Genomic DNA, 12,459 nt, shown 5'->3' with positions numbered 1-12,459 from the left:
TATCGCGAACACTCCACCCACCCCCGGCCCCTCCCTTGCAGGGAGGGGAGCGGAAATCAGACCAGCGCCTTCGCCTCGTCGTCCATTTCGCCCGACACTTCGTTGGCCTGAAGGATCATGTCGGTATGCGCCGCGCCCGACGGGATCATCGGGAAGCAGTTGGCAAGCTGCGCCACCATGCAATCCACGATCACCGGTCCGTCATAGGCGAGCATCTCGGCGATGCCGCTGTCGAGCTGGTCCGGGCGTTCGATACGAATCCCCTTCCAGCCATAGGCTTCGCCCAGCTTCACGAAATCGGGCAGCGAATCGCTGTAGCTTTCCGAATAGCGCGAGGAATAGGTCAGTTCCTGCCACTGGCGGACCATGCCCATATACTGGTTGTTCAGGATGAAGATCTTGACCGGCAGGCGATATTGCGTCGCCGTCGCCAGTTCCTGGATGTTCATCTGGATCGACGCCTCGCCGGCGATGTCGATGCACAGCGCGCCCGGATTGCCGAGCTGCGCGCCGATCGCGGCCGGCAGGCCATAGCCCATCGTACCCAGACCGCCGCTGGTCAGCCATTTGTTCGGTGCTTCGAACCCGAAATGCTGCGCTGCCCACATCTGGTGCTGCCCGACTTCGGTCGACACGATCGGTGCGCGATGCTTCGTCGCTTCGTACAACGCCCGAACCGCGCGCTGCGGCATGATTTCCGCACCGGTTTCGGGGAAGTCGAGGCACCGCTTCGCCCGCCACCGCTCGATCCGCTGCCACCAGCCCGACAGGTCGGGTTTCGGATGCTGCCGCGATTTCCACACGAGGATCATGTCCTCCATCGCGCGGCCGGCATCGGCGACGATCGGCAGGTCGACGCGAACGATCTTGTTCACGCTCGACCGGTCAATGTCGATATGCACCTTGCGGCTGCGCGGGGAAAACGCATCCAGCCGCCCGGTCACGCGATCGTCGAACCGCGCGCCGATGGCGACGACCAGATCGGCTTCGTTCATCGACATATTGGCTTCGTACGTGCCGTGCATGCCCAGCATGCCCAGCCATTGCGGGCTAGACGCGGGCAGGGCACCCAGACCCATCAGCGTCGACGTGACCGGCGCGCCGGTGATCCGCACCAGTTCGCGCAGCAATTGCGATGCCGCCGGACCCGAATTGATGATGCCGCCGCCGGTATAGAAGACCGGGCGTTCGGCGGCGGCGATCATGTCGACGACCTGTTCGATCGCCGCACGATCCGCCTTCACCTGCGGGCGATAGGTCTTGTGCTGGATCGGGCCGGGCTTGACGTAGCGCGCGGTGGCGACCTGCACGTCCTTGGGAATGTCCACGACGACCGGTCCGGGACGACCGGCGGTGGCGATATGGAACGCCTCGTGGATGATATGGCCCAGCTTCGCCGGGTCCTTCACCAGATAGTTGTGCTTGGTGCAGTGACGCGTGATGCCGACGGTGTCGGCTTCCTGAAACGCGTCGGTGCCGATCAGGCCGGTCGGAACCTGTCCGGTGATGACCACCATCGGGATCGAATCGAGCAGCGCATCGGTGATGCCGGTGACCGCATTGGTCGCGCCCGGACCGGACGTGACCAGCACGACGCCGGGCTTGCCGGTCGACCGGGCATAGCCTTCCGCCGCGTGCGTCGCCGCCTGTTCGTGCCGGACGAGGATGTGTTTGATCCGGCTGTGCCGGAACAGCGCGTCATAAATAGGCAGCACGGCCCCGCCGGGATAGCCGAACACGACTTCCACGCCGAGATCGACCAGCGCTTCGACCAATATGTCGGCTCCGCTCTTCTCAGGCATGACGGCAACTCCCTTAAACATGTTCGCAAGCGCGATAGCAGTGTTGGAGCGGCGTCGCTAGTCGCATGAAATGTTCGTGTCAACCGTCAATTGCGTAATAAACTGTCTAGTTGATCGGCTTGGACGCATCTTTCCGTTTCGCTCGTGCGAAGCCAATCGACCGGCGGCTGGTTGCGGAACCACGTATATTGCCGTTTGGCATATTGCCGCGTCGCGAAACGCGCCCGTGACAGCGCTTCGTCACGGGTGACGTCGCCGTTCTGCCACCGCGCAATCGCCTCCACGCCGATGGCGCGGCGTACCGGTGCATCCGGTGGAACGTCGGTACGCGAAAGCAGCGCGGCGACCTCCTCGACCGCACCACCCTCGAACATCGCCGCCAGCCGCCGGTCGCAGCGTTCGGTCAGCCATGTTCGATCGGGCAGCAGGATCATCGCTGCAACCCGGACGTGGTCGGCGATGCCGCCGACACGGTCCGCCTGCCAGTCGGTCAGCGTTCGTCCGGTGGCGCGAACCACTTCCAGCGCGCGAGCGATGCGCGTGGTGTCGGTCGGGCGCAGCCGTGCGGCGGCTTCGGGATCGAGGCTGGCAAGCGCGGCGACGGCGGTAGCGATTGGCATCGCGCGCACCTCGGCGCGGATCGCGGGATCGATCTCCGGCACCGGCGCGATCCCGTCGAGCAGCGTTCGAAGGTACAGGCCGGTTCCGCCGACCAGCACGGGCAACCTGCCCACCGCGTGGGCGGCGTCGATCTCTGCCGCCGCCTCGCGCGCCCATGCCGCCGCCGAATAGGGGGCAGCCCCGTCGACATGCCCGAACAGCCGATGCGGGACGATCGCCTCCTCATCGGCGGACGGGCGCGCGGACAGGATGCGCAGATCGCGATACACCTGCGCGCTGTCGGCGTTGATGATGACGCCGTGATGCGCACGCGCCACGTCGATCGCCAGCGCGGACTTGCCGCTGGCGGTCGGGCCTGCGATGAGCGCCACCGCAGGACGGTCAGGGAATTTCGCCATGTTCATCGCCACGCTGATAGCAGCCGAATCCATCACGGCGGCGGATATTTCCGCCGCCGCCGACCGGATCGACACGGCCGGGGGAACGGTCGACCGGTGGGTCTGGATCGATGACGCGCGCGCGGCCGATATCCGCTTTACCGGCGATGCGGCGGCGGCGCGCGACGCGCTGGAGGGCAGCATCGCGGCCACCGATATCGCGGTCCAGCCCGCCGCGACGCGCGACAAGGCGCTGCTGATCGCCGACATGGATTCGACCATGATTACCGTCGAATGCATCGACGAACTGGCCGACTATGCCGGCATCAAGCCGCAGATCGCCGAAGTGACCGAACGCGCGATGCGCGGCGAGCTGGACTTCGCCTCGGCGCTCGACGCGCGCGTGGCGCTGCTCGCAGGGCTGGGTGAGGATGCAATCCAGCGCTGCCTCGACGAACGGGTCAAGCTGATGCCCGGCGCGAAGACGCTGGTTCAGACGATGCGTGCGCGCGGTGCCACGACGATCCTCGTGTCGGGCGGCTTTACCCGTTTCGCCCAGCCGGTAGGCCAGGCGCTGGGATTCCACCGAATGATCGCAAACCGCCTGTTGATCGAGGATGGCAAGCTGACCGGGCATGTGCGCAAGCCGATCGTCGATGCCACGACCAAGGAAGTCACATTGCTGGCGGCGATCGACGAACTGGGCATTGATCCGGCGGCAACGTTGGCGGTCGGCGACGGTGCCAACGACCTGCCGATGATCCGCCGCGCCGGGCTTGGCGTCGCTTACCGTGCCAAGCCGATCGTCGCAGCAGAGGCGGCGGCGCGCGTCGATCACGGCGATCTGACCGCACTGCTGTACATGCAGGGAATATCGAGGGCGGAGTGGGTGCAGGACTAACCGGCCCAAAGCTGCGCATGACGCAACATTCTGTCATGTATCAAATGGTGTAACGCAAGTTGGCAACAACTATAGCGTTTATCCTATTCGATTGACACTTGGGAACAACAGGCAGAAAACGGGTTCCGGGATGGCGCGTTGACCGCAGAATCACGCCGCCCCCCTTCGACCATGGCGTCCTTGCTGCTCATCCCGCAGTGACTGTGGGCGCGCCCATCGGCCGATCGTCCTGTCATGGAGATCGTCATGAAGCCAGTTCTGTTCTTCGCAGCCGGCATCGCGCTGCTTGCCCCCACCGCATCGTCCAGCCAGTCGCAAGACCCCGAGATCACGGTACAGGGGATTCCGTTGACACCGGCGCGCTGGGCCGCGTCGGTATCGCGCAAGCTCGACGCCGCGCTCGTCTATCCGCGCGCCATGCTCAACCAGTCGCCTGACAGCGGTATCGTGTCAGTCCGTTTTCGCGCCAACGCGGCCAACCGCCCGGATGAACTGACGCTGTCGCGCAAGTCGGGCAGCAGGGCGCTGGATCGCGCCGCCATGTCGGCGATCGCCGGGATCGGGACGATGCCGGCCATGCCGTCGTCGTTCCGCCCGGACCAGCAATTCGTCGCCAATATCCTGTTCGCGACCGACCTGCGCCAGCACGAGCAACAGCTGGCGCTGCTGCGCAAGGAAGCGATCCGGCTGCGCGCGGCGCGTACGGCCGGTGCCGATCCGGTGGCGATGGTCATCACGTCTCATGCGGGTGGCGTCTCCTGACGATACCCGTATGACGCTGCACATCCGTCCCGTTTCTGCGGGCGGGACGGATGTGCAGTCGCATTCCCGCGCGTCGTAGCATGGCCGGCGTGGTCGCCGAACGACCGGTGCCGATTTGCAATCCACGGCCCCAACCCATAACCATCGGCCCCAGGGAAGGTATCCGAAGCCGATGGACAAACCCAGCCGCCGCAGTCGCGGAAGCGTTACCGTACAGGACGTTGCCCGCGCGGCCGGCGTGTCGGCGATGACGGTGTCGCGCGTGGTCAACGGCGGCACGAACGTCCGCGATACTACCCGCGCGGCGGTGCTGACGGCGATCAAGCGACTGAATTATTGCCCGAATAGCGCCGCGCGGAGTCTTGCGGCGGGGGATGCTACGCAGATCGGGTTGCTGTATTCCAATCCGTCGCTTGGCTATCTGTCGAATTTCCTGATCGGTGCGCTGGAGGGGGCGCGCAAGGTTCGATGTCATCTCGTGCTCGAAGCATGCGACGGTGACAGCGCGCACGCACAGGCAGAGGCTGCACGCCGGTTCGCGTCGACCGCCGTCGAAGGCGTGATCCTGCCGCCGCCGCTGTCCGATTCTGCCGCGGTGCGGGCGGAACTGGACGCGGCGGGGATACCGTCGGTGGCGGTCGCGACCGGGTTGCCGCAGCCGGGACGGCCATCGGTCCGCATCGACGATTTCGCCGCGTCGCGGGCGATGACGCAGCACCTGATCGATCACGGCCACCGCCGGATCGGCTTCATTCGCGGCGATCCCAATAACGGTGCGAGCGGTGAGCGCTGGCGCGGGTTCGCGGCGGCGATCGGCGATGCTGGTATCGATCCATCAACGATGCCCGTCGCGCAGGGAGACTTCACATTCCGGTCGGGGATGGTCGCGGGCGAATTTCTGATCGATCGCGCCGACCGGCCCACCGCGATCTTCGCCAGCAACGACGATATGGCCGCCGCCGTCATCAGCGTCGCCCATCGTCGCGGGTTGCAGGTTCCGGCCGATCTGAGCGTCGCGGGGTTCGACGATACCTCGCTCGCCACGACTACCTGGCCCGAGATCACGACGGTGCGACAGCCGATCACGGCGATGGCGGAGGCTGCGGTCGAACTGTTGCTGGCGCGCATCCGCGACCGTCGCTCGCCACCCGGTGACGTGGAGGACCGCGTGCTGGAGCATGCACTGGTGTTCCGCGAATCCTCGGGACCGGTCGCACCGGCCCGAACGGTGCCTGGGCGGGTCGTCGGCGCGACACGCTGACGCTTGCAATTAATGCGATAATTCGCCACCGTTACCGCTAACACGCTGTTCGACGGCGGAATGTGCAGGAGTGGATGGGGATGGTTGAGGGGACCGGGGAGCGCGTGAATATCGCGCTCGTCATCGCCATCGTCGCGGTGGCGACGATCGGCGGCTTGCTTTTCGGATATGATAGCGGTGCTGTGAACGGCACGCAGGAAGGGCTGAAAAGCGCCTTCAACCTCAGCGACGCGGGCCTTGGCTTCACCGTCGGATCGCTGCTGATCGGCTGTTTCGTCGGCGCGTTCCTTGCCGGCAAGCTGGCCGACCAGATGGGCCGCCGCAAGGTGATGATGATCGCCGCCGTGCTGTTCCTGATCGGCGCGCTGATCCAGGGGTTTAGCCACATGCAGTGGCTGTTCGTCGCCGCCCGCTTCATGGGGGGCATGGCGGTCGGTGCGGCATCGGTGCTGTCGCCCGCCTATATCTCCGAAGTGGCCCCCGCCAACATCCGCGGGCGGATGACCACCATCCAGCAAATCATGATCATCACCGGCCTGACCGCCGCGTTCGTCGTCAACTATTACCTCGCCGCCGCCGCCGGCGCATCGACCGCCATCTGGTGGGGCGGGTATGAGGCATGGCGTTGGATGTACTGGATGCAGGCGATCCCCGCCGCCGTGTTCCTGATCGCGCTGACCTTCATCCCCGAAAGCCCGCGCTATCTGATCCAGAAGGGTCGGCTGGACGAAGGCCGGATCGTGCTCACCCGGCTGTTTGGCCCCGCCGCCGCCGCGATCAAGCTGCGTGAGATCGAGGCGAGCTTCGACAAGGACCATCGTCCGCGCCTGTCGGACATCAAGGACCCGGTAAAGGGCGGTATCCGCCCGATCGTGTGGGCCGGACTGTTGCTGGCGGTGTTCCAGCAGCTGGTCGGCATCAACGTCATCTTCTATTACGGCGCGACGCTGTGGCAGCTTGCCGGGTTCACCGAGGACCAGTCGCTCCAGATCAACATCGTCTCCGGCCTCGTGTCGATCGCGGCGTGCTTCGTCACCATCGCACTGGTCGACCGGATCGGTCGCAAGCCGCTGCTGCTGATCGGATCGGCGGGCATGGCGGTGACGCTGTTCGCGCTGGTCTATTGCTTCCACAACGGCACGCTCGACGCGGCGGGCAATCTTCAGCTGTCGGCCAATCTGGGCACCACCGCGCTGATCGCCGCCAATCTGTACGTCGTGTTCTTCAACGTCAGCTGGGGCCCGATCATGTGGGTCATGCTGGGCGAGATGTTCCCGAACCAGATCCGCGGATCGGCGCTGGCGGTGTGCGGTTTCGCACAGTGGTTCGCCAATTACCTGATCGCGCAAAGCTTTCCGGTGATGGCCGCCGGCCTTGGCCTGACGATCACCTATGGCTTCTACGCGACCTTCGCCGCGATCAGCTTCTTCCTCGTCCTTCGCTTCATTCAGGAAACGAACGGCAAGGAACTGGAAGAAATGCGCGGCTGATATCGTCCACCCCGAACCCTCCCGCACGCGGGAGGGGGAGCAAGAGAACAAGATGACCCGCACCCCCGTCCGTCCGTTCCGATCGCGCGAGTGGTTCGCCGCGCCCGGCCGGCTCGACATGACCGCGCTCTATCTGGAGCGGTTCATGAACTACGGCATCACGCCGAAGGAACTGACCAGCGGGCGGCCGATCATCGGCATCGCGCAATCGGGGTCGGACCTGACGCCGTGCAACCGCATCCATCTGGAAACGGTCAAGCGGGTCAAGGCGGGGATCGAGGCGGCGGGCGGAATTCCGATGGAGTTTCCGACCCATCCGATCTTCGAGAATTGCCGCCGGCCGACCGCCGCGATCGACCGCAACCTCGCCTATCTCGGGCTGGTAGAAATCCTCAACGGCTATCCGATCGACGCCGTGGTGCTGACTACCGGGTGCGACAAGACGACGCCGTCGGCGATCATGGCGGCGTCGACGGTCGACATTCCCGCGATCGTGCTGTCCGGCGGGCCGATGCTCGACGGGTGGCACGACGGCGAACTGGTCGGATCGGGCACGGTCATCTGGCGTTCGCGTCGCAAGCTGGCAGCCGGGGAGATCAGCGAGGAGGAGTTTCTCGACCTCGCCACCGCATCGGCCCCTTCGGCGGGCCATTGCAACACGATGGGCACCGCGTCGACGATGAACGCGATCGCCGAAGGGCTGGGCATGTCGCTGCCCGGCTGTGCCGCGATCCCCGCGCCCTATCGCGAACGCGGCCAGATCGCGTACGAGACCGGCCGGCGGATCGTCGACATGGCCTATGACGACCTGCGCCCGTCGCGGATTCTGACGCGGCAATCGTTCCTGAACGCCATCGCGCTCATCACCGCGATCGGCGGATCGTCGAACGCGCATCCGCACATGCACGCGATGGCGCGGCATGCCGGGATCGAACTGAACCCCGCCGACTGGATGGACCATGGTTACGACCTGCCGCTGCTGGTCGACGTGCAGCCCGCCGGACGGTTCCTCGGCGAACGTTTCCACCGTGCGGGCGGCGTCCCGGCGGTGATCGGCGAACTGATCGCGGCCGGCAAGATCGACGGCAGCGTCGCGACCGTTACCGGCCGCACGCTGGGCGAGAACGTCGCCGGACGTGTCGCGACCGACCGGGAGGTGATTCGTCCCTATGACGCACCATTGAAGGAGCAGGCCGGGTTCCTCGTCCTCACCGGCAATCTGTTCGACGTCGCGATCATGAAGACCAGCGTCATCAGCGCTGAATTTCGGGCGCGCTATCTGTCCGAACCGGGCAACGAAGGCCGGTTCGAGGGGCGTGCGATCGTGTTCGACGGATCGGACGATTATCACCACCGCATCGACGATCCGGCGCTGCATATCGATGAACACTGCATCCTCGTCATCCGTGGCGCCGGGGTGATCGGCTGGCCCGGATCGGCGGAGGTCACCAACATGCAGCCGCCTGCCGCGCTGCTGCAACGTGGTATCCAAAGCCTGCCGACGATCGGCGACGGACGGCAATCGGGGACGTCGGACAGCCCGTCGATCCTGAACGCATCTCCCGAAAGCGCGGTCGGCGGCGGGCTGGCATGGTTGCGCACCGGCGACACGATCCGCATCGATCTGAACGCCGGACGTTGCGACATGCTGGTCGCGCCGGACGAGATCGAGCGGCGCAAGGACGATGGCCTGCCGCCGGTTCCGCCCAGCAACACGCCGTGGGAAGAAATTTACCGCGAAAAGACCGGGCAGTTGGGCGAGGGCGGTGTCCTCGACCTCGCGCTGAAATATCGCCGGACGTCCGAATCGACGCCGCGCCACAATCATTGAGGGAAGCGACATGAGCGAACATGCCAGCCGGATGCTGCCGGCCGATCACGATACCGCGCTGCTCGTCGGGCGGATGCAACTGGCCGACGGTCCCACCCCGGTCGTGCTGCGCGGCGGCAAGGTGATCGACGTGTCGGCGCACGCCGCGACCGTCGCCGACTTGCTGGAGCGGACCGATGTGGCCACGCTCGATGGCCCGGTCGTCTGCGACGTGACCGCGCTGTCCGAAGGCGGGTCGCATCCGCCGATCCTGTCGCCGATCGACCTGCAATGCGTGAAGGCGGCGGGCGTCACCTTCGCGGTGTCGGCAATCGAACGCGTGATCGAGGAACGCGCGCGTGGCGATGCGGACGCGGCGCAGGGTATCCGTGCCGATCTGGAAGCGAAGATCGGCGGCGGTATCCGTTCGGTGAAGCCCGGTTCGCGCGAAGCTGCTGACCTGAAGGCCGCGCTGATCGACGCGGGCATGTGGTCGCAATATCTGGAAGTCGCGATCGGCCCCGATGCGGAGGTGTTCACGAAGGCGCCCGTGCTCTCGACGGTCGGCTGGGGTGCGGAGGTCGGCATCCGGTCCGATTCGTCGTGGAACAACCCCGAACCCGAAATCGTGATCGTCGCCAATGCGGCGGGCAAGGCAGTCGGCGCGACGTTGGGCAACGACGTCAATCTTCGCGACTTCGAAGGACGTTCAGCGCTGCTGCTGGGCAAGGCGAAGGACAATAACGCATCGACCGGGATCGGCCCGTTCATCCGCCTGTTCGACGACGGCTTCACGATGGATACGGTACGCGACGCCGTGGTCGACCTGCGCATCGAAGGGACCGAGGGCTATGTCCTGACCGGCACCAGCACGATGCGCGAGATCAGCCGCGATCCCGACGATCTGGTCGCACAGGCATTGTCGGAGCATCAATATCCCGACGGCTTCGTCCTGTTCCTCGGCACGTTGTTCGCGCCGGTGCAGGACCGCGACGAACCGGGCCGGGGCTTCACGCACAAGCCGGGCGACGTGGTGCGCATCGCCACCCCATCGCTGGGCGAACTGGTCAACACCGTGACGACCTCGAAGGCGGCGGACCCGTGGGCGTTCGGCATTCGCGACCTCATGCGCAATCTCGCCCGGCGCGGCCTGCTGGCCGGCTGACGGCGATCGATCGCCGAACCCGTTCGTGCCCGCCGGCTATCGAGCCTGACGAAACGGTCGATCGAAGCATCGCGGGTCGACAGCCTCGCCCCCCTGCCGGGCGCGAACGGACCTGCGTCCGTTCGTCATGCCTTCCGAACTCTCATCAACGGAACCCGCCCCATGTCGCCTGAAGACTTTGCCTATCCCATCGCGCCCGATGCCCGCGCGTCCTATCCCTCGCTCGCGGGCAAGCGGGTGCTGGTCACCGGCGGCGGATCGGGGATCGGTGCGGGGATCGTGGAGGGTTTCGTGCGGCAGGGCGCGCAGGTCACCTTCTTCGATATCGCCGAAGCGGACTCGCTGGCGCTGATCGACGATCTGGCGGGCGCGGGACCGGTGCCCGCGTTCCAGCGGGTCGACCTGACCGACATCGCCGCGTTGAAGACTGCGATCGGGTCGGCCATCGCGGAGGGCGGACCGTTCGACGTGCTGGTCAACAATGCCGCCAGCGACGATCGCCACACGATCGAACAGGTCGACGAAGCCTATTGGGACAACCGCATGGCGGTGAACCTGCGCCATCTGTTCTTTGCGGCGCAGGCGGTCATTCCGGGCATGAAGGCGGCGGGGAAGGGCGTGATCGTCAACATGGGGTCGATCAGCTGGCACCTCGCGCTGGAGGAACTGACGTTGTACCAGACCGCCAAGGCGGCGATCGAGGGGCTGACCCGCTCGCTGGCGCGCGAACTGGGCGGCGATGGCATCCGATCGGTGTGCGTCATCCCGGGCAACGTCCGCACGCCGCGCCAGCTCAAATGGTACACCCCCGAAGGCGAGGCGGAGATCGTGAAGGCGCAGTGCCTCGACGGGCGACTGGTCGCGGGCGATATCGCCGCGATGATCCTGTTCCTTGCCTCCGACGACGCGCGGCTGGTAACCGGGCACAGCTTCTTCGTCGATGCAGGGTGGCGGTGATATGAACGTACAGCGATCGGAACCAGTCAGCGTCTGGGATCTTTCGGCCCCGTTGCTCGAAGGGCCGGTGTGGGTCGGACGCGACGCGGCACTGTGGTTCACCTGTATCAAGACGCCGCGCGTCCATCGCTTCGATCCGGCAAGCGGTGATCGCAAGAGCTGGGCCGCGCCCGCGCAATGCGGCTTCGTCCTTCCGGCGGCCGATGGCGGCTTCGTCGCCGGGTTGCAGACCGGGCTGCACCGGTTCGATCCGGTGACCGGCGCATTCACGCTGCTGGTCGATCCCGAACCGACGCTGCCGGGCAATCGGCTGAACGACGCGACGGTCGATGTGCATGGCCGGTTGTGGTTCGGCACGATGGACGATGGCGAAAGCGCGGCGACCGGCGCGGTCTATCGACTCGCGGCGGACGGTATGGCGGTCCGATCCAGCCCGCCGGTCGCGATCACCAACGGTCCGGCGGTCAGCCCCGACGGGCGGACGCTGTATCATGTCGATACGCTGGGTGGCGACATCTTCGCCTGTACCGTTGCGGACGACGGCACGCTGACCGATCGGCGCATCTTTGCCACCATCCCGAATGCCGAAGGGCATCCCGACGGTCCGACCGTCGATGCCGAAGGGTGCGTGTGGGTCGGGCTGTACGGCGGATGGGGCATTCGCCGCTATTCGCCCGAAGGCGAGTTGCTGGAAACGGTCCGGATGCCGGTCGACGCAATCACCAAGATCGCGTTCGGCGGCCCGGACCTGACCACGATCTATGCCACCACCGCCAACAAGCATCACGACGCGGATCAGGCGACGGCGCAGCCGCTGGCGGGGAATCTGTTCGCGTTTGACGTTGCCGTGCCGGGCGTGGCCGCGACGGCGGTGTCGCAGGGAATCTGACCGCTCACGCGACCCGCATCCGTCGCCAGTTGCCGATATGCGCGCCGGCCAGCGCAAGGCTGCCGGCGACGGTGAACACCGTTTCCGCCGCCGGCACGCTGGCGAACGCCAGTCCCGACGCCAGCGCGACCAGTCCCGCGACGCCCATCGCCAGCGGCACCACTCGACCATGCGCGCGATACCCGCTGATCAGCGCCACCGCACTGAGCGGTACGGCGGTCAGCAACAGCACCAGATGCAGCCATTCGGACGACGGCAGCCCGACCGAGGCGAGGGTGGGCAGCATCGCGAACAGGATTGGCAATCCGATGCAGTGGAGCAGGCAGAGCAGCGACGCGCCGATCGCCGCGCCGTCGAAGATGGATGTACGCATGGCGGCACAGATGTGACTTTATATCATAGAATGCAAGGGCGTCGGGTATTT

General features: G+C 66.0%; 11 protein-coding genes. 8 read left to right on the top strand and 3 right to left on the bottom strand.

Annotation, left to right across the window (positions count from 1 at the left end; genetic code table 11):
* Positions 1–56: 56 nt before the first annotated feature.
* Both IFT55_RS01085 and miaA read right to left on the bottom strand, forming a co-directional pair.
* On the bottom strand, positions 57–1,802 hold the full coding sequence (locus tag IFT55_RS01085) for an acetolactate synthase 3 large subunit (RefSeq protein WP_192088549.1): 1,746 nt from the start codon (positions 1,800–1,802) through the stop codon (positions 57–59).
* 86 nt (positions 1,803–1,888) lie between these two features.
* Positions 1,889–2,821, bottom strand: coding sequence for a tRNA (adenosine(37)-N6)-dimethylallyltransferase MiaA (gene miaA / locus IFT55_RS01080; RefSeq protein WP_446740694.1), 933 nt, complete (start codon positions 2,819–2,821; stop codon positions 1,889–1,891).
* Between miaA and serB the strand changes: the two genes are divergently transcribed.
* The 8 genes from serB (at position 2,820) to IFT55_RS01040 (ending at position 12,035) form a co-directional block, all read left to right on the top strand.
* Positions 2,820–3,701 carry a phosphoserine phosphatase SerB gene (gene serB, locus IFT55_RS01075; RefSeq protein WP_192088547.1) on the top strand — a complete coding sequence of 294 codons (882 nt, stop codon included), beginning with the start codon at positions 2,820–2,822 and terminating at the stop codon, positions 3,699–3,701. The genes miaA and serB overlap by 2 nt on opposite strands.
* A gap of 246 nt (positions 3,702–3,947) precedes the next feature.
* The gene (locus IFT55_RS01070) at positions 3,948–4,463 is read left to right on the top strand and encodes an energy transducer TonB family protein (protein WP_192088546.1); all 516 of its coding nucleotides are present in this window, start codon (positions 3,948–3,950) and stop codon (positions 4,461–4,463) included.
* A gap of 172 nt (positions 4,464–4,635) precedes the next feature.
* Complete coding sequence (locus IFT55_RS01065) at positions 4,636–5,724, top strand: LacI family DNA-binding transcriptional regulator (RefSeq protein WP_192088545.1); 1,089 nt, start codon at positions 4,636–4,638, stop codon at positions 5,722–5,724.
* Between the two features lie 80 nt (positions 5,725–5,804).
* On the top strand, positions 5,805–7,214 hold the full coding sequence (locus IFT55_RS01060; RefSeq protein WP_192088544.1) for a sugar porter family MFS transporter: 1,410 nt from the start codon (positions 5,805–5,807) through the stop codon (positions 7,212–7,214).
* A gap of 52 nt (positions 7,215–7,266) precedes the next feature.
* On the top strand, positions 7,267–9,045 hold the full coding sequence (locus IFT55_RS01055; protein WP_192088543.1) for an IlvD/Edd family dehydratase: 1,779 nt from the start codon (positions 7,267–7,269) through the stop codon (positions 9,043–9,045).
* Positions 9,046–9,055: 10 nt separating this feature from the next.
* A complete protein-coding gene (locus tag IFT55_RS01050) occupies positions 9,056–10,189 on the top strand; it encodes a fumarylacetoacetate hydrolase family protein (RefSeq protein WP_249403513.1) in 1,134 nt (377 codons plus the stop codon).
* A gap of 162 nt (positions 10,190–10,351) precedes the next feature.
* Complete coding sequence (locus tag IFT55_RS01045; protein WP_192088542.1) at positions 10,352–11,146, top strand: SDR family NAD(P)-dependent oxidoreductase; 795 nt, start codon at positions 10,352–10,354, stop codon at positions 11,144–11,146.
* Between the two features lies 1 nt (position 11,147).
* Positions 11,148–12,035: an SMP-30/gluconolactonase/LRE family protein gene (locus IFT55_RS01040; protein WP_192088541.1), complete on the top strand. Its 888-nt coding sequence runs from the start codon at positions 11,148–11,150 to the stop codon at positions 12,033–12,035.
* Between the two features lie 4 nt (positions 12,036–12,039).
* On the opposite strand, the gene IFT55_RS01035 is transcribed toward IFT55_RS01040, so the two are convergent.
* Complete coding sequence (locus IFT55_RS01035; protein WP_192088540.1) at positions 12,040–12,408, bottom strand: MerC domain-containing protein; 369 nt, start codon at positions 12,406–12,408, stop codon at positions 12,040–12,042.
* Positions 12,409–12,459 lie beyond the last annotated feature (51 nt).

Source organism: Sphingomonas sp. CFBP 13720 (genome assembly GCF_014842075.1).
Lineage (GTDB): Bacteria > Pseudomonadota > Alphaproteobacteria > Sphingomonadales > Sphingomonadaceae > Sphingomonas.
The sequence above is the reverse complement of the archived record's forward strand: the minus strand, read 5'-3'. Positions and strand labels throughout refer to the sequence as shown.